General features: G+C 41.1%; 19 protein-coding genes. 11 read left to right on the top strand and 8 right to left on the bottom strand.

Going from position 1 to position 16,550, the window contains the following annotated elements; translation table 11 throughout:
• Nucleotides 1-95 precede the first annotated feature (95 nt).
• The 3 genes from CWC18_RS17610 to CWC18_RS17600 all read right to left on the bottom strand — a co-directional run bounded on the left by CWC18_RS17610 (nt 96) and on the right by CWC18_RS17600 (nt 2,113).
• Complete coding sequence (locus tag CWC18_RS17610; protein WP_138675800.1) at nt 96-410, bottom strand: hypothetical protein; 315 nt, start codon at nt 408-410, stop codon at nt 96-98.
• A gap of 229 nt (nt 411-639) precedes the next feature.
• A complete protein-coding gene (locus tag CWC18_RS17605) occupies nt 640-1,302 on the bottom strand; it encodes a DUF2987 domain-containing protein (protein WP_138592042.1) in 663 nt (220 codons plus the stop codon).
• Entirely contained in the window at nt 1,292-2,113 is an 822-nt protein-coding gene (locus CWC18_RS17600; protein WP_138675799.1) for a glucosaminidase domain-containing protein, read from the bottom strand. The genes CWC18_RS17605 and CWC18_RS17600 overlap by 11 nt, the downstream gene beginning before the upstream one ends.
• 226 nt (nt 2,114-2,339) lie before the next feature.
• Here CWC18_RS17600 and CWC18_RS17595 point away from each other — a divergent pair, with 226 nt between their 5' ends.
• Complete coding sequence (locus tag CWC18_RS17595) at nt 2,340-3,629, top strand: anti-phage deoxyguanosine triphosphatase (protein ID WP_138592044.1); 1,290 nt, start codon at nt 2,340-2,342, stop codon at nt 3,627-3,629.
• A 72-nt stretch (nt 3,630-3,701) separates the two neighbouring features.
• Here the strand turns inward: CWC18_RS17595 and CWC18_RS17590 are convergent, their stop codons facing one another.
• Nucleotides 3,702-4,136, bottom strand: coding sequence for an exonuclease III (locus CWC18_RS17590; RefSeq protein WP_249348222.1), 435 nt, complete (start codon nt 4,134-4,136; stop codon nt 3,702-3,704).
• Nucleotides 4,137-4,398: 262 nt separating this feature from the next.
• Here CWC18_RS17590 and xthA point away from each other — a divergent pair, with 262 nt between their 5' ends.
• Genes xthA through rlmA form a run of 3 tightly spaced genes read left to right on the top strand, consistent with a single transcriptional unit; the run spans nt 4,399 to nt 6,650 of the window.
• Nucleotides 4,399-5,208, top strand: coding sequence for an exodeoxyribonuclease III (gene xthA / locus CWC18_RS17585; protein WP_119859738.1), 810 nt, complete (start codon nt 4,399-4,401; stop codon nt 5,206-5,208).
• 6 nt (nt 5,209-5,214) lie between these two features.
• Nucleotides 5,215-5,841, top strand: coding sequence for an energy-coupling factor ABC transporter permease (locus tag CWC18_RS17580; protein ID WP_138592046.1), 627 nt, complete (start codon nt 5,215-5,217; stop codon nt 5,839-5,841).
• Nucleotides 5,838-6,650, top strand: a complete 813-nt coding sequence (rlmA, locus tag CWC18_RS17575) for a 23S rRNA (guanine(745)-N(1))-methyltransferase (RefSeq protein ID WP_138675798.1) — start codon at nt 5,838-5,840, stop codon at nt 6,648-6,650. The genes CWC18_RS17580 and rlmA overlap by 4 nt, the downstream gene beginning before the upstream one ends.
• Before the next feature lie 55 nt (nt 6,651-6,705).
• On the opposite strand, the gene yfbV is transcribed toward rlmA, so the two are convergent.
• Complete coding sequence (gene yfbV, locus CWC18_RS17570) at nt 6,706-7,152, bottom strand: terminus macrodomain insulation protein YfbV (RefSeq protein ID WP_138592081.1); 447 nt, start codon at nt 7,150-7,152, stop codon at nt 6,706-6,708.
• A 154-nt stretch (nt 7,153-7,306) separates the two neighbouring features.
• Here yfbV and CWC18_RS17565 point away from each other — a divergent pair, with 154 nt between their 5' ends.
• The 7 genes from CWC18_RS17565 to CWC18_RS17535 all read left to right on the top strand — a co-directional run bounded on the left by CWC18_RS17565 (nt 7,307) and on the right by CWC18_RS17535 (nt 13,841).
• Entirely contained in the window at nt 7,307-8,503 is a 1,197-nt protein-coding gene (locus CWC18_RS17565) for an acetate kinase (RefSeq protein WP_138675797.1), read from the top strand.
• A gap of 1 nt (nt 8,504) precedes the next feature.
• The gene (gene pta / locus CWC18_RS17560) at nt 8,505-10,667 is read left to right on the top strand and encodes a phosphate acetyltransferase (RefSeq protein WP_138675796.1); all 2,163 of its coding nucleotides are present in this window, start codon (nt 8,505-8,507) and stop codon (nt 10,665-10,667) included.
• 87 nt (nt 10,668-10,754) lie between these two features.
• Nucleotides 10,755-11,135 (top strand): ACT domain-containing protein, encoded by a 381-nt coding sequence (locus CWC18_RS17555; RefSeq protein WP_138592050.1) that lies wholly within the window; start codon nt 10,755-10,757, stop codon nt 11,133-11,135.
• 2 nt (nt 11,136-11,137) lie between these two features.
• Nucleotides 11,138-11,641, top strand: a complete 504-nt coding sequence (locus tag CWC18_RS17550) for a PTS glucose transporter subunit IIA (RefSeq protein ID WP_138592051.1) — start codon at nt 11,138-11,140, stop codon at nt 11,639-11,641.
• Nucleotides 11,642-11,662: 21 nt separating this feature from the next.
• Nucleotides 11,663-12,010 (top strand): ArsC family reductase, encoded by a 348-nt coding sequence (locus CWC18_RS17545; RefSeq protein ID WP_138592052.1) that lies wholly within the window; start codon nt 11,663-11,665, stop codon nt 12,008-12,010.
• Nucleotides 12,007-13,149, top strand: coding sequence for a succinyl-diaminopimelate desuccinylase (gene dapE, locus CWC18_RS17540; protein ID WP_138592053.1), 1,143 nt, complete (start codon nt 12,007-12,009; stop codon nt 13,147-13,149). The genes CWC18_RS17545 and dapE overlap by 4 nt, the downstream gene beginning before the upstream one ends.
• Nucleotides 13,149-13,841 (top strand): M15 family metallopeptidase, encoded by a 693-nt coding sequence (locus tag CWC18_RS17535; protein ID WP_138592054.1) that lies wholly within the window; start codon nt 13,149-13,151, stop codon nt 13,839-13,841. The genes dapE and CWC18_RS17535 overlap by 1 nt, the downstream gene beginning before the upstream one ends.
• Here CWC18_RS17535 and CWC18_RS22000 read toward each other — a convergent pair.
• The 3 genes from CWC18_RS22000 to CWC18_RS17520 form a co-directional block, all read right to left on the bottom strand.
• Entirely contained in the window at nt 13,789-14,211 is a 423-nt protein-coding gene (locus tag CWC18_RS22000; RefSeq protein ID WP_434063443.1) for an EamA family transporter, read from the bottom strand. The two genes, CWC18_RS17535 and CWC18_RS22000, sit on opposite strands and share 53 nt — an antisense overlap.
• A 674-nt stretch (nt 14,212-14,885) precedes the next feature.
• Complete coding sequence (locus tag CWC18_RS17525; RefSeq protein WP_138592056.1) at nt 14,886-16,103, bottom strand: pyridoxal phosphate-dependent aminotransferase; 1,218 nt, start codon at nt 16,101-16,103, stop codon at nt 14,886-14,888.
• A gap of 94 nt (nt 16,104-16,197) precedes the next feature.
• Nucleotides 16,198-16,548, bottom strand: coding sequence for an Hpt domain-containing protein (locus tag CWC18_RS17520; protein ID WP_138592057.1), 351 nt, complete (start codon nt 16,546-16,548; stop codon nt 16,198-16,200).
• Nucleotides 16,549-16,550: the final 2 nt, after the last annotated feature.

The raw sequence follows: 16,550 nt of genomic DNA, 5'->3' as shown, positions 1-16,550 counted from the left end.
TCAAGTCTGAGCTAGTACATATTACAGGGTCTATTCGCGCTCTCACCCTGCATTTTTGCTTAACTTTCACACCAAAATCGCCACGGTGTATGGTCCTACTTAGCACCTCTGATAGCCTTGAACGTACAGTTGTCCATTGAAACACCTAACGTGCCATTTGAATTTATCGCGTATGTGGTTTGGATTTTACTAGAACCAATCTCAAGCATGCTAACAAACTCATTACCGACCAAAAGCTGGTGAATAATAATGCTGCTATTCTCGTCAATGGCGTAATGACCTTTTGTTTCATCTATCGTCAATAAATTATAATGACGGCTACTTTGTGACAGTGCGTTACCATAAGTTAGCACCCAAGACACTTCGCCGTTTTCTTGATTAGCAATTTCTAATGACACCGCAAAATTCAAGTAGGCTCAGCGTTGTAGTGAAATAAAGTCACATTCGCCTTTATAAAACCCAGCCTATCTATCAGGGATTGTTGAAGAAGCGTGAGCTGCGCCAGAACCAAATGCAATACTTGAAAATAATATTAGTAAAATTTTTATATAATGAGATCCTTATCTAATCAATTAAAAACAACAAGGGCCCTATATAAAAACAAAAATAAATAGGTCACAAGTGTTATAACTGTTTAACTTACTTTTCAATCCAAGGCTTTACAGTCACAATGGTTGCCCTATCATTACTGGATAATAATTTCGTCGTGCTCTCTTGCCACGTCGAGTCAATTGAAAACTTGCATACCGTATCTTCACACTGTATTTGTTCATGACTAAATGTAACCGGTTCGGAAAACTCAATCACAACGCCTTTTTGCTCCGGTAATAAAAAGTGCATTAATTTACTAACAAAAAAGCCTGATAAATCAGCTAGTAGCTCATCAAATTCAGTATGTAGCTGAAACAAATGTGTAGATGTTAAATGGGATGAGTCAAAATGTTCAGCTTCAATTTGAAATTTCAATTGGCAATTATGTTGTAAGTTTTTAGGCTCTAACACGACCACAGCTTTATCTTTATCTAACTGTTTATCGAAAGGTAACAACAATTTCGCTTGCTCTGTATACACAAGTGGGGCTTCAGTCTTCTCTGTAATTATCTTCCCAGACGCAATTGTACAAGGCGCTAACGTCGCAATATCCACAACGTAGAAGTTCACGCGAGCAAACTCAAACTCCCCTTTTTCAATGACTTTCAATCGGTCATAAAAGCCATCATAAGACACAACAAATTCTTTTGCTTGTGCAACATGACTAAACCCAAATGCGAAAAAAAACGCTACTAACCAATTAGTCTTCATCAAAATACGCCTTGTTATGTCTGATCATATCATTGAGTTCATTTACATATGCTTCACCGCGCTCTGAATAAGCAATTAACCCTGCGGTTAATTGTGTTGCGTCAATAGGCTGCTTATTTGCTCTTAGTTCAGCCCGCTTGGCCCTAAGTCCTGTATAAGCGTCATGTGTATTAATATTTCTGAAGTAAGACTTGACTGCCGCACGTACTGACTTAAACGCCGCAACTTCATGTTCGGCTTCATTATCTCGGCGTTTAGGCACCATGCCACAGCCTTTTTTGTAACACCATTGACCAAAAAAGTTCAACCCTATGCGTGCAAACCTAGACGTGCCCCATGCAGATTCATTCGCTGCTTGCATTAACGCCAACTCTTTTGGGATCACATCAACATGTGTCAATGCATTGCTTAGGCTCGCAACCGAATAGCGCTCCCCTTTTATGCGATAATGGGTATAAATTACATTTAATTTATCTGTTTGTGCAGGGGTCAGTGCTTCACCAAACTGCAACATCATAAGCGCAATCTCTATACTCGCGCGTTGCTGCATAATGTCTTTATTTTCTGCAATAATATGCGGTTTAATAAAGTCGAAAAATTGTTGCTTCTTTTTCGCGGTGCTTTTTATTTCTGAAAACCTAGGCAGAACCACCGTATGTAATGGTTGCTCTACTTTGACGGCAGGTTCTTTAATTACTACCGAACTCTCTTCTTTGAGCTCTATTACGGGCGCTTGCATAAACACAAACGGGTAAGCTAATGCCCACAGTGCCAGGACCCAAATCACTAATTTTACTAATTTGACTTGCATGTCTTTCCTCATCATTGAGCGTACCAGCCTCTATCCATAATTTGACTGTAAGTTACTGATATAACTTGCTACCATCAGTATTTGTGTACACTATTACATCGTTCTTTCATTTTAAAATAACGGCGTATTATACTTAAAGTAGCAATTAAACGCGAGTTTGTGCACACTCAACCATATATGAAAATGTACAACCTGCGTTACTATGCCATTTGATCATGGAGTCATTATGCATTCTGCTTGGCAGCAAAGACTATCTGAACAGCAAAAAAATCGGCCAAACGACAACCGCTCTGCATGGCAAGTAGATCGCTCTCGAATCATCCACGCAGCAGCTTTCAGGCGCTTACAAGCTAAAACTCAGATCATGAGTATAGGCGTCAATGATTTTTATCGTACCCGACTCACTCATTCACTTGAGGTCGCACAAATCGGCAGTGGAGTTTTACGGCACCTTCGTATTCAAAACCCCGACTTTACACACTTTCCTTCCACCAGCTTAATAGAAACGCTTTGTTTGGCGCATGACATTGGCCACCCGCCTTTTGGTCATGGAGGTGAAACTGCTCTAAATTATTTAATGCGAGAATACGGAGGGTTCGAAGGTAATGCACAAACACTCAGAATTGTTTCAAAACTAGAGCCTTATAGTAAAGGCTTTGGAATGAATCTAACCCGACGCACTCTGTTGGGGTTTATAAAATACCCCGCCATTATCGATACTCTATGGTTTAACATTCCTAAACATGATGCAAACCGGCCTTTTATAAAAGCCAAAGATTGGTTACCTGCAAAAGGCGTTTACCGCTGTGATTTAGATGTATTTAATTGGGTACTATCACCTTTTTCTGAATCTGATAGACACTTACTGCAAAAAAATAAGCCCTTTGACGGACATAAACGTAAGACACAATTTAAATCTTTAGACTGCGCTATCATGGAATTAGCAGATGACATTGCCTATGCGGTTCATGACTTAGAAGACGCTATTGCTACAGACACACTAAGTCTTGCCGATTGGCAGAACTATGCCCTACCACAATTAAAAGCCGTTCCTTCGAAATGGCTTACAAACAATTTAGACAGCTTAACTACCCGATTATTTTCTTGTGATGAATCACGCCGTAAAGATGCCATTGGCGAGCTTGTAAACCTATTTATCGTTAACAGTCATTTGGTTATACAAAGTGCTGAATTTGAATCACCACTTCTCAAATACTGCGTAGAAATTGATGCCGAATATGCAGCGATTTTACAAGTGCTCAAAACCTTTGTGTTTGAACGTTTAATTCGTGAACCAAAAATGCAGCAAATTGAATTCAGTGGGCAAAACTTGCTTATTGACTTATTTGAAGCACTCGCAAGCGACCCAATGCGATTACTCCCTTACACAACACAAGAACTTTATGTGCAAGCCAGCTCTAGGGCCGAACAAATGCGTGTATTAACGGATTATTTAGCAGGCATGACGGACGAGTATGCCAGAAGAACACATAAGCGGTTATTTAGCAGTGAATAAAAGACAAAAAAGCCAAGCTGTTGCTTGGCGTTTTATACAATAACTTTTCCCTCATCAAATTGAGGAAAACAATTAAATGGCAGTATTTGCGAACTGTCTAACAAACTCTCTTACAGGTACATCATTACAACGTAGACTACGCGCTTTATGGCCATATTTTGAAATACTTGATAAACCACTTTTAGCCGCTTTTATGCATAATTCAGTCGCTGATGTTGACGTCTTAGCATACAGCGCAACTTGTTTGGTACTGATATTTGTATCATTTGTAAGTTGCTTTGCAATATCACGAATATCTTCGCCATTACACAAGATGCTTTTTGAAAAGCGAGAAATATGAATACCATGTTGTGATGCAGCCAAACGTGCCGCACTCAACCCTTCTTGTGCAGCAACAACGCATACTTTTGATGCCGCAGATGCGTCACCTTGAGTATATTGTAGCGGTGTCGCGTTAACTGACAATGTAGCAGAAAGTGCAAAAACTAAAGAGATAGATTTAAACATAATATACTCACAAAAAATTAATTTATGCGCATTATATAGCCAATTAAAAGTTTGTAAATGCCTAAACAAGCCAAAATTGTGTATTTAATAGCTTATTTACATATTACTAAAGTGCTCTCTGTTCAACAGCAACAAATATATACATTTGCCTCATAAACGATCAAATATTAACCTTTATTTTTTATTCCTAACGATATGCCATAAACACATTTCAGTGGTAGAATATGTGTACCTTAGCGTATAACAATAAATGTTCCTAAATATGAAAGTCATTTCTTTTAATATCAATGGTTTGAGAGCAAGATTACATCAATTGCAGGCAATTATAGATAAACATCAGCCTGATGTTATCGGATTACAAGAAATAAAAGTCCATGATGAAGCGTTTCCCATTGAGGATGTTGAAGCCATGGGTTACAACGTGTATTTTCACGGACAAAAAGCTCACTACGGCGTAGCGCTTATGTCTAAAAAGCCAGCTAAGTCTATTCAAAAAGGTTTTGCGACAGACACTGAAGAATCACAAAAACGCATGATCAGCGGTACATTTGAAAATGCGGCAGGTGAAGACGTTGTGATAATGAATGGATACTTCCCGCAAGGTGATAATATTAGTCACGAAACAAAGTTCCCGTATAAGCGTCAATTTTACGCTGACTTAATGACTCACCTGCAAGCGCACTGCGACCCTAAACAGCACCTGATCGTTATGGGTGATATTAATATCTCTCCGACAGATTTAGACATTGGTATTGGTGAGCCAAACAAAAAACGCTGGTTAAAAACAGGTAAGTGTTCCTTTCAGCCAGAAGAGCGACAATGGTTAGCCACATTGCTTGATTGGGGTCTAAAAGACACCTTCAGAACCCTCACGCCTGACGCAACCGACCTGTATTCGTGGTTTGACTACCGCTCGAAGGGTTTTGTCGACAATAGAGGCTTAAGAATTGACGTTATTCTAGCCACAGAGTCTCTCTTACCCCGTTGTACCATTAGTGCAATAGACTATGAGTTACGTGGTATTGAAAAGCCATCTGATCATGCGCCTATTTGGGCTGATTTCAACGGCTAAGCAAACATGTTTGAAGCGTTTATTACAGGCATACTCTTACTACTAACTTTCAATAAGTCAGAGTGTTATGCCCTATTAACAAGCCCCGCTCGTCAAAGTGGGGTTTTCGCTTGCTCGTTGGTTTTAGCACTACTTTGGCAAATCAAAGCAGGGATATTACCCTATCTCAATATTCATATATTAGGAGTAACAGCCATCACATTGGTGATGGGATGGCGATTAGCCAGTCTTTGTGCGTTGCTCAGTACCAGCCTACTTTGGTATTTTACACCACTGTCGGCAAGCGAATTTGCTCCATTTTTACTGTTAACAGCACTGGCTCCTATCTATCTAAGCTATGGGTTATTTGTACTGTGTTACAATTTCTTACCTAGGCACTTTTTTGTTTACATTTTTGTATGCGCATTTATATGTGCAGGGCTCGTAGGCGCAGCAAAAATTATGCTCAACACTGGCTACTTCTGGTGGTCAGGTGTCTACCCATGGCAAACATTGTACGACAATTATTTGTTTTACTCTGTGCTCATTTGGTTTCCAGAAGCGATGCTTAACGGCATGGCCATAACCTTACTAATTACATACCGCCCTGAGTGGGTAAAAACTTTTTATGACCGGGAATATTTAGATAAATGACCTTGATGTATCGCTGTCCATTATGTGACGAACCTTTGCTTGATAATGACAAAAGCTTACAGTGTAAAAATCGCCACCAATTTGATTTTGCTAAAGAAGGTTATGTTAATTTATTACCTGTACAAAATAAAAATTCGAAACAACCCGGTGATAATTTAGAAATGGTACAAGCACGTCGTGCTTTTTTTGCAACAGAGCATTATGCGTTTCTAAGAGATGCCATTGCTGAGCGTATAACTATCACTGAGCCATCATCTGTCATTGATTTAGGCTGTGGGGAAGGTTTTTATACACAAGCTTTTGCTGAACAACTGCCCGATGAGACACAAGTTTATGGAGTCGATATTTCTAAGTCTGCCGTAAAGTATGCCGCAAAGCGCTATAAAAATGTCAATTTTAGCGTCGCGTCAATTAAACAAGCCCCCTTTGAAAACCATACAGCTGATGTATTAGTTAGTATTTTTGCTCCCATATTTGCCGACGAGCTTCACAGATTATGTCATGAAAATGGCGCCGTGATCATTGTTAGCCCAGGGCCGAAGCATTTATTTGAACTAAAAGCGCGTATTTACGATGAAGTGAATTTGCATGAACCCGTAACGTGTCCAGAAGGATTTGAGCTCAAAAAGCAAACCCATCTTGATCAATGTCAGTCTCTTCCAACCAGTGTGATTGAACACCTTATCATGATGACGCCGTTTGCATGGAAGTTTAAAGCTTCTCATTATCAAGACTTAAACCAAGCACCCGAGCACATGGTTACGCTGTCATTTTATATCAGTGAGTTTGTGCCGAAAAAGTGTAATTAAACGCAATAGTTAAGATAAATAGGCTATTAAAACAGCCTATTAGATCAATCTTCGCCTAAAACTGCTCTTTGGTGAAAGCTTTATCCATTTTGTTAAACATGTCAGTGAGCAATTTTGCCAATTGTCTATACTTCGGCTTCCTAGACGCCAGCGGCATATCATACCCATTAGCAACCATTTTATGGTACAGATCGTTATACCAAGAATTCAAAGACGGGTTTAACGACGTATCTGCGCGCTTTCCTAGCCATAAAAGCCCTTGAACTGGCAGAGATAAAAAGAATAAAGCAATTGCTATTGCTTGTGGTAAATATTCCATACCTAACTGACTGGTCTGAAAAAACACAGTAAAAATGGCCAACATCGGCATAACAGTCAGGCCAAACTCTGTGGCTTTGATCACTCTAAACTCGGCAAACATTGGGGCGAGTTCTTTTCGCATAGGCCATTCTTTGGCATATTGGCGTCCAAGCTGCACTTGTGAAATAAGACTTTTTTGCATCATGGCTCCTAGGTGCTAACTTTTAGGTAAATATTCAGGTAAAATCACTGTCTTAATTAAGTCAATTATACCTTGGTCTAACGTGTAGCTTTAGTGCAACTTCACTATAAGCTTAATACGCGTTTACTGTTCTTGTCAAAAACGGAAAGTCATTATGTCATCTTCGCATGTTCTGGTCCTAAACTGTGGTAGCTCTAGCCTAAAGTTTGCCATTATCGATATTAACTCTGGCGCTGAAGCCCTGTCGGGTTTAGCTGAGCGTCTTGCAGAGCAAGCTCCACTTATAAAATATAAATACAATGGCGCCAAACACAACATTGACTTAAGCTCGGGTGATGCTCACCAAGTCGCTATCGAAAAACTTGTTGAGCTCGTGAAGCAACTAAAATTGGATACCCACCTGATTGCGGTTGGCCACCGAGTAGTGCATGGCGGTGAGCATTTCACCAAATCGGTTCTCATCAATGATAACGTGATTGATGCCATCAAACAAACCAGTGCCCTAGCACCGCTTCATAATCCTGTAAACTTACTTGGCATTGAAGCGGCGAAAAAAGCATTTTCGCATCTGCCACAAGTTGCTGTATTTGATACCGCCTTCCACCAAACGATGGACAAGCAAGCTTTTTTATACGCTATTCCTCATGCATTATATACTGAACACGGCGTGAGACGTTATGGCTTTCATGGTACTAGCCACTATTATGTATCGACTCAAGCACACAAACTCTTAGCACTGCCTGAAAATAACTCTCGCATTATTAGTGCACATTTAGGCAATGGGTGCTCAGTAACAGCCATCAAAAATGGTCAGTCAGTCGATACGAGTATGGGCCTTACCCCACTTGAAGGACTCGTTATGGGAACTCGCAGTGGTGATGTCGATCCTGGTTTATTTTCATTCTTAGTCAATCAACTTAATTATTCTTCACAAAACGTTGATGAACTACTCAATAAGCAAAGTGGTTTGCTAGGTATTAGCGAGTTATCAAACGACTGTCGTACGATAGAAGAAGCCGCCGATGAGGGCCATGTGCAAGCAACATTAGCGCTAGATATTTTCTGTTACCGATTGGCCAAACAAATCGCGGCATTTATTGTGCCTCTTGGCGGTTTAGACGCGCTAATTTTCACTGGTGGAATAGGCGAAAACTCAGATGTGATCCGTGCAAAAGTCGTTTCTATGCTCGAATTTATGAACCTGAGCATTGATAAAGATAAAAACCTTGCGGCTCGATTTGGCAATCAAGGCATTATTACCAGCCAAAACACGCCATGCGCTATTGTGATCCCAACAAATGAAGAATGGGTAATTGCGTCTGACGCAGCCACCATCGCACAGGAGCAATAATATGGGCCGTCGTATTATGCTGATCCCTATCTCTACAGGCGTAGGGTTAACCTCTATATCTGTAGGTTTAGTGCGTGCACTGGAACAAAAAGCCGTTAAAGTTAATTTTTTTAAGCCGATTGCACAACCACGTAAAGAAGATGAAGGCCCTGAAAAGTCCACCGTTATTGTGCAACAGGGGTCGACTATACAACCACCCACACCATTTGCACTCAGCTACGCAGAACAAATGATTGGTGACGGTAAAGGCGACGATTTACTTGAAGAAATCGTCGAACGTTTTGAAAGCGCAATAAATGACGATGAAGTTGCCATTATTGAAGGGATGGTGCCTACCCGACTGCAACCCTATGCTGGGCGAGTAAACCGTGAAATAGCACAAACGCTCGGGGCGGATATTGTGTTTGTTCTCACCCCAGGTAACGACAATAACAGTCAATTAGAAGATAGGTTAGAAATTGCGTCTGGAAACTACGGCGGAGTCGACCATAGTCGTGTATTGGGCTGTATTTTTAACAAAGTAAATGCACCGCTTGATGAAGAAGGACGTGCACGTGCTGATCTTGTTGATCAACATAAGCCTGAAGAACTTGAGAACGAAATTAACCGTTTAGCTTCATTGCCTATTTTTCGTAAGCATCCGTTCAAATTACTGGCGACGATCCCTTGGGATTTTGATCTCGTTGCCCCTCGAGTCATTGATTTAAGTAATTACCTCAACGCCGAAGTAATGAATGAAGGCGATATGGCACATCGACGCCTACGTCGTGTGACCTTCTGCGCTAGAACAGTATCAAATATTCTTAACCACTTTACCCCAGGTGCACTGCTTGTTACACCTGGTGACCGTTCAGACATTTTAGTCGCTGCATGTTTATCAGCAATGAATGGCACAAAACTCGGCGCGATTTTACTCACTGGTGGCTTTAAGCCAGAGCCACGGATCATGAGTCTATGCGAACAAGCAATGGCAACGGGTTTGCCCATTCTTGCAACTGAAGCTGATACATGGCGTACCTCTTTGCTACTGCATAATTTTAATATGGAAGTACCCAGTGATGATGAACAGCGCATTGATAAAGTGAAGCAACACAACGCCAATCATATAGATTCAGACTGGTTAGATAGTTTAGCTCAAGGGGTCGCAAAAACACGTAAATTATCACCACCAGCATTTAGATACCTACTGACTGACTTGGCAAGAAAAGCGAATAAAACCATTGTACTGCCTGAAGGTAACGAGCCCAGAACAATCAAAGCAGCGGCAATATGTGGTGAACGTGGCATAGCTAAAACGGTTTTATTAGGTGAACGCGAAGAGATAGAACGTATTGCATTGCAGCAAGGGGTTGAACTGAATGAGAATGTGACCATTCTTGAACCTCATCAAGAAATTGAGAATTATATTGCGCCAATGGTTGAACTTAGGAAAAACAAAGGTTTAACAGAAGTTGTGGCCGAAGAGCAATTGCAAGACAATGTGGTACTTGGCACCATGATGTTAGCGCAGTCTCAAGTGGATGGGTTGGTTTCTGGCGCGGTCAACACAACAGCAAACACCATACGCCCTCCCCTACAGCTAATAAAAACAGCACCAGGCTCATCACTTGTCAGTTCAGTATTCTTTATGCTATTGCCAGATCAGGTACTGGTTTATGGGGACTGTGCTATTAATCCAGATCCGACAGCTGAGCAACTTGCTGACATCGCAATTCAATCAGCAGACTCAGCCGCAGCATTTGGTATTGAACCACGAGTTGCAATGATTAGTTACAGCACCGGCACGTCAGGACATGGTGCCGATGTTGAAAAAGTACGCCAAGCCACTGAGCTTGCTCAGCAAAAGCGTCCTGATTTAGACATCGATGGACCACTTCAATATGATGCAGCAATTATGGAAAATGTTGCGCAAAAGAAAGCCCCAAACAGTAAAGTGGCCGGTAAAGCGACCGTATTTGTGTTCCCTGACTTAAATACCGGTAATACCACTTATAAAGCCGTACAGCGAAGCGCAGATCTGATCAGTATTGGTCCTATGTTACAAGGCATGCGTAAACCTGTGAACGACTTAAGTCGCGGAGCCTTAGTAGATGATATTGTTTATACTATTGCGCTAACGGCTATCCAAGCCCAGCAAATTATAGAATCAGTCCCTCAAGCGTAAGTCTAGATTAGCCAAACGTTAAAAAGGTTTTAATTTTTTGCGCTTGGCTATACTATTAACTTAATTAGTGTTTATAGAGCTCACGGGATGTCAAAGCAAACCTTACAATTGCTCAATCAAGACTTCACCATTCACAGCCTAGACTGTGATGACACGATTCCGGCGGATGTATTAAATGCGGAGATATTTTTTATCGCAAAAACAGATGAAGAACTCTCGATCGTCTGCCCAAGCAAAATCAAAGTGAATAGTTTTGCTGCGGAAAAACATTGGCGTGCCTTAGAAGTCATCGGCCCTTTGGGTTTCTCACTTACTGGGATCATGGCCGATATTTCTGGCGTGCTTGCTAATGCTAATATTTCTATATTCGCCATGTCGACTTACGACACCGACTTTATCTTAGTTAAAGAACAACAAATAGATGTGGCAATTCAAGCGCTCAAAAAAGATGGCTATATGGTACTTTAAAGATGCAATTTTCCCCTGTTATATCTTATGCGCCGATTAACTCAATTGACCAACCTTTACTGCATTTAGCGAGTCCATTTAGCGGTAAAGTCACTCCCCTCAGCAGTCACCCCGACCCTTTATTTTCGCAAGGGATGTTAGGCCGAGGAATTTGCGTACAATTGAGCAACTTTAAAATCGTTTCACCTGTCCATGGCACAATAGAACAAATAAAACAGCATGGCACCGAATTCATCATCTCAGCGCAAAATGGCCTTAAAATACTGGTGAATATACGTATTCCTCCTGAGTATTCTGCCCCCCAATATCAAACCTTTAATGCCTTTGGTAAAACCACCATACAACAAGGTGAGTTGCTTGCGTATTTTGACATTCCCGCCTCTGTTACCCCAGCAATTGGATCGGTAATACTCATCAATGCAGAAAAACTGGGACCATGTTATTATCCATTAAAACAAGTAAGTGCAGGACAAGATCCGCTCGTAACACTTACTAAATCTGAATAATTTTATGAATAAGGCCTGTTTATGACCATCATGTACGGTATTCCAAACTGCGACACTATAAAAAAAGCCAAAAAATACCTTAATGATAAAAACATCGAGTTTACTTTCCATGACTACAGAAAAGACGGTATTTCTGCAGACCTTATTGATCAGTTCTTTGTACAACTTGGGTGGGAAAACGTTCTAAACAAACGTGGCACAACATACCGAGCACTCACAGATGAACAAAAAAGCACTTTAAATGAAAGTTCTGCAAAACAATATTTACTCGATGCACCAGCAATGATCAAACGGCCAATCGTGATACACCAAGACAGCTATTATTTAGGATTTAAGGCTGCACAATATGACGAGATTTTTACCTTATGAATGACGCAAACGTTAGCCCTGTTATTGCACTTGCTCAAGCGTTAATACAGCGTCAATCGGTCACACCAGAAGATGCAAACTGCCAGTCGCTAATGAACCAACGACTACAAAAGCTTGGCTTTAACATTGAAAAACACTTCTTTGTTGATACGCTCAATACCTGGGCACGTAAAGGCCATAGCCAGCCACACTTCTGTTTTGCAGGGCATACTGATGTGGTCCCTGTGGGGGATGAAGCCGCATGGCAATACCCTCCATTCTCAGGCACTATTGAAAATGGCATGCTGCATGGGCGCGGTGCTGCAGACATGAAGGGCTCGCTTGCAGCCATGGTTATCGCGACCGAGCGCTTTGTCCAAAAGCATCCTGATCATAAAGGGTCTATTTCATATTTGATCACTTCAGATGAAGAAGGTCCCTTTATCAACGGCACAACCAAAGTGGTTGATTTACTCGAAGCTCGCGGTGAAAAAATTGATATGTGCTTGGTGGGTGAACCATCATCCCGAAATGTATTAGGAGACGTGGTTAAAAACGGTCGCAGAGGTTCTTTAACAGCACACTTAACGGTCAAAGGAAAACAAGGCCATGTTGCGTACCCCCACCTAGCCACTAACCCAATTCATAAAGTCGCCCCCTTTATAAGTGCTTTGACTGAAACCGTTTGGGACAATGGTAATGACTACTTTCCAGCGACCAGCTTACAGGTGTCAAATATTGCTGGCGGTACAGGTGCTGGCAACGTTGTTCCCGGCGACGTATACGTACAGTTTAACTTTCGCTTCAGTACACAGGTCACGGCTGATGAGCTGAAAAGCCGAGTTCATAACTTATTAAGCAACTTTGCTCTAGAATACGATATTGAGTGGATAGTAAACGGCTTACCATTTTTAACAGAACCAGGGCCTCTACTTGATGTCACTCTTGACGCTATAAAAGAAGTAACAGGTATTCAAAGTACCCCTGAAACATCTGGTGGCACATCTGATGGGCGATTTATTGCACAAACGGGCTGTAAAGTTATAGAGCTTGGCCCACTTAATGCCACCATCCACCAAATGGACGAATGTGTAAGCACAGACGATCTCGATAAGCTCGCATTAATTTATGAACGAATCTTGGAAAAACTACTGACATAATGCATCAGCAAACTTTTGATACGGATTTAGCCAATATCGCCTGTGGGTTAATACAAACCCACTTGTATGACTACCAAGGTACTTGGTTACATAAAGACATTGTTAGTGACTTTGATAAACTCAAAACTAACGCGATGAATGCAGGTTTTGAGTTATCTATTGCATCAGCCTATAGAGATTTCGAGCGTCAAATGCGTATTTGGAACGGAAAATTTCAGGGAGAGCGCGCTGTCTTAGACAAGCTAAATAAACCGATTGATTTATCACAGCTCAACGAGCTTGATAAGTGTCATGCAATTATGCTGTTTTCAGCATTACCAGGCGGAAGTCGACACCACTTTGGCACAGATCTCGATGTATACGCAGGTAACTTTTTAAAACCGGGCCAGAAACTACAATTAGAGCCTTGGGAGTACCAATCTGGTGGGCCCTTTTATCAGTTCAATAACTGGCTAGATGAAAACTTAGCATCATGTGGCTTTTATCGACCTTATGCACAATACAATGGTGGAGTGGCCGCTGAACCATGGCATATTAGTCACATCAACACTGCAAAACACCTTAACGACGCGCAAAATATCGATAATCTAAGCAATGCAATAAGTCAATTTGAGGTCGCTGGTAAAGACACTATCTTGGCTAATTTATCAGACCTGCATGCACGTTACATACGCAATATATCTTTACCCTAAACATGGCAATTAGGTTCGATTTTGTTTTAAATTCACACCTACCTAAACTAAAATTACTGCTACACACAGCTTGAGTTAGACTAATTGATTCACTTAGCAAAATAAAGCCGAGGAACAACGTAATAATTGGCACTGTCAGTTGTAATGTTGCCGCTGTATCGGCTTTTAGCCATATTAAGCTTTGATAGCACATAACATAACCTAAGCCAGAAGTCATTGCACCACATATTATGGCTAAGCCAGCACTGTACCAAGTAAAAATCATGGACAGTGTAAACAGAAGTTTTATTGGCACAAACAAGCTACATTTGATATGGCTACCTGCGGTACTTTGCGTTGCTCCTCGGCCTCTCTCTGAGCTTTGCACCATGTAAACTATATGCTCCCACCCTAACCCACTGATCATCATAGCCACGACAGCAGGCCAACTTATGTCTGATAAAACGGGGCTTAATAGAACACTCAAACTTAACAAAACCACAACTAATGCCCCACTGGACATCCGATAATCGCTGGCCGAGAAGCAGTCCCCTAACCACCATTGTTAAGGTTACTGATGTAAACAATATTAAAGCGCCAAATCCAGCATCTAATACTGTATAGGCAAGGCTAAAACCAACGAGGTACATGAGTAAAGTGATAGCTACCATAGTCAGACAGTTTCCTAACGCTTTCCCTGGTACGATTAAGATAACAGCATGCATAATAGCATCACGAGCCAACCTCAGTATGGTATATGTATACTCATCGAGTAATAGAGTGTTGATCACATATCATGTAAATAGTGAGTTTAAAGCAGAGCATACAAGTGCACATACCAGTATCAAATACTGCATAATATGATGCCTATTAGGAAAGGGCTACGTTCATATCAATCGTGTTTCATATCAAGTCTTTTTTTATATAAAAATAAAGACTAATATATTTGTTCACACCGTGATTCATAAAATATTTATCACATTTGAAGGAGCCTCTATGCAATGATTTACCTAAAAAATTTACCTTCCAAAGTAAATCATTAGCAATATCACCCGTAGGATCCAACTATGACTGTCGATAACCATCAAAGAAATATTTAATTCTATGCATTGCAGGTTCAAGTTCATCTTTATGAGGTAAGAAGACCAATCTAAAGTGATCTGGCTTCGGCCAATTAAAGGCCCGTCCTGGTACCAACATGATTTTCTCTTCGCGCAATAAATCAAGCATCATTTGCTCATCATTGGTTACGTTAAACTTCGCTAAATCTATTTTTGGAAAAGCATAAAGCGCACCTTTGGGCTTTACACAAGTAATACCATCAATCGCATTAAGGCCTTCTGTTGCAATATTGCGTTGCTCGTAAAGCCGGCCACCGGGCAAAATCAAGTTATCAATTGATTGTATTCCCCCAAGCGCTTGCTGAATTGCAAACTGAGCGGGCACGTTCGCACACAATCGCATGGAAGCTAACATGTTAAAACCTGTAATAAGATCACTCATGGCACTGATTTTACCACTTAAGATCATCCAGCCCATACGCAGCCCAGCTGCGCGATATGACTTAGCTAACCCGTTAAATGTGATCACGGGTAAGTCATCACACAATGCAGCTATTGACGTATGCTCTATGTCGTCATAAATGATCTTCTCATAAATTTCATCACTCAGTAATAACAGGTTATGCTCGCGCGCGATATCAATGAGCCCTTGAAGCAACGCTTTATCATAAACTGCGCCCGTTGGGTTATTCGGGTTAATCAAAACCAACGCCTTAGTGCGAGAGGTCACTTTAGCGCGAATGTCTTCCAAATCAGGAAACCAATCTTGCTCCTCATCGCATAAGTAGTGTACAGGTGTCCCTCCAGCCAATTTAACTGATGCTGTCCAAAGTGGGTAATCTGGTGCGGGAATTAACACTTCATCACCGCTATCAAGCAGCGCTTGAGTAGTCATTTGAATGAGCTCACTCACTCCGTTGCCAATGTAGATATTATCAACATTAATATTCGGTAAGTTTTTTTGTTGGTAATGCTGGTAAATAGCGACTCGCGCTGAATATAACCCTTTGGAATCACAATAACCTTGTGCTGCATGCAGGTTGCGAATAATATCACGGTGCATGTCTTCAGGCATATCAAAGCCAAATACAGCTGGATTACCTATGTTAAGTTTTAAGACTTTTAACCCTTCATCTTCCATTTTTTTTGCTTGATCAAGTACCGGCCCACGAATATCGTAGTACACCCCATTTAATTTATTGCTTTTTGTTAGTTTAGACATTAAGTTCTCCCTCATTCGGTTTTAGAATATCCTAAAAGGCATTCAAATAACCAGAGGGAGCTTGCACTTTTTGGTAGGTTTATTTGTGGCTTAGCTACAGAAAAGCTTTAGAAGAGAGCCATTGTAATAATTGCGCTTTTGAGCCTGCAACTTGTGCAGAGAGACGCGCCACATTATCTTGTACAGCTTGAATGTCTTCATTTATCAAACCTTGCTCAATCGCACGCGCCGCATTACTCAAACTCATAGCACCAAATTGTGCTGCGTTTGATTTTAGACTATGCGCATGACGTATTGCGTCTTGGTCATTTGACGTCAATGCCATTCTCAGTTCATTTTCGAGTCGTTCAAACTCATCACAACAAAAGGTCAGCGTATCTTCAAACTGATCACCCAAAAGTGATTGCATACCTTCTAAGGCGTCTTCATTAATAGTTACATTCATAA

Source organism: Pseudoalteromonas aurantia (genome assembly GCF_005886875.1).
Lineage (GTDB): Bacteria > Pseudomonadota > Gammaproteobacteria > Enterobacterales > Alteromonadaceae > Pseudoalteromonas > Pseudoalteromonas aurantia_A.
This window is presented reverse-complemented; position numbering and strand designations above follow the sequence as displayed.

What these genes read in the sequence shown, in the direction of transcription:
- CWC18_RS17605 (WP_138592042.1), bottom strand. Translation starts at nt 1,302, where the DNA reads ATGAAGACTAATTGGTTAGTAGCGTTTTTTTTCGCATTTGGGTTTAGT.
- CWC18_RS17600 (WP_138675799.1), bottom strand. Translation starts at nt 2,113, where the DNA reads ATGCAAGTCAAATTAGTAAAATTAGTGATTTGGGTCCTGGCACTGTGG.
- CWC18_RS17595 (WP_138592044.1), top strand. Translation starts at nt 2,340, where the DNA reads ATGCATTCTGCTTGGCAGCAAAGACTATCTGAACAGCAAAAAAATCGG.
- CWC18_RS17590 (WP_249348222.1), bottom strand. Translation starts at nt 4,136, where the DNA reads ATGTTTAAATCTATCTCTTTAGTTTTTGCACTTTCTGCTACATTGTCA.
- xthA (WP_119859738.1), top strand. Translation starts at nt 4,399, where the DNA reads ATGAAAGTCATTTCTTTTAATATCAATGGTTTGAGAGCAAGATTACAT.
- CWC18_RS17580 (WP_138592046.1), top strand. Translation starts at nt 5,215, where the DNA reads ATGTTTGAAGCGTTTATTACAGGCATACTCTTACTACTAACTTTCAAT.
- rlmA (WP_138675798.1), top strand. Translation starts at nt 5,838, where the DNA reads ATGACCTTGATGTATCGCTGTCCATTATGTGACGAACCTTTGCTTGAT.
- yfbV (WP_138592081.1), bottom strand. Translation starts at nt 7,152, where the DNA reads ATGCAAAAAAGTCTTATTTCACAAGTGCAGCTTGGACGCCAATATGCC.
- CWC18_RS17565 (WP_138675797.1), top strand. Translation starts at nt 7,307, where the DNA reads ATGTCATCTTCGCATGTTCTGGTCCTAAACTGTGGTAGCTCTAGCCTA.
- pta (WP_138675796.1), top strand. Translation starts at nt 8,505, where the DNA reads ATGGGCCGTCGTATTATGCTGATCCCTATCTCTACAGGCGTAGGGTTA.
- CWC18_RS17555 (WP_138592050.1), top strand. Translation starts at nt 10,755, where the DNA reads ATGTCAAAGCAAACCTTACAATTGCTCAATCAAGACTTCACCATTCAC.
- CWC18_RS17550 (WP_138592051.1), top strand. Translation starts at nt 11,138, where the DNA reads ATGCAATTTTCCCCTGTTATATCTTATGCGCCGATTAACTCAATTGAC.
- CWC18_RS17545 (WP_138592052.1), top strand. Translation starts at nt 11,663, where the DNA reads ATGACCATCATGTACGGTATTCCAAACTGCGACACTATAAAAAAAGCC.
- dapE (WP_138592053.1), top strand. Translation starts at nt 12,007, where the DNA reads ATGAATGACGCAAACGTTAGCCCTGTTATTGCACTTGCTCAAGCGTTA.
- CWC18_RS17535 (WP_138592054.1), top strand. Translation starts at nt 13,149, where the DNA reads ATGCATCAGCAAACTTTTGATACGGATTTAGCCAATATCGCCTGTGGG.
- CWC18_RS22000 (WP_434063443.1), bottom strand. Translation starts at nt 14,211, where the DNA reads ATGGTGCAAAGCTCAGAGAGAGGCCGAGGAGCAACGCAAAGTACCGCA.
- CWC18_RS17525 (WP_138592056.1), bottom strand. Translation starts at nt 16,103, where the DNA reads ATGTCTAAACTAACAAAAAGCAATAAATTAAATGGGGTGTACTACGAT.
- CWC18_RS17520 (WP_138592057.1), bottom strand. Translation starts at nt 16,548, where the DNA reads ATGAATGTAACTATTAATGAAGACGCCTTAGAAGGTATGCAATCACTT.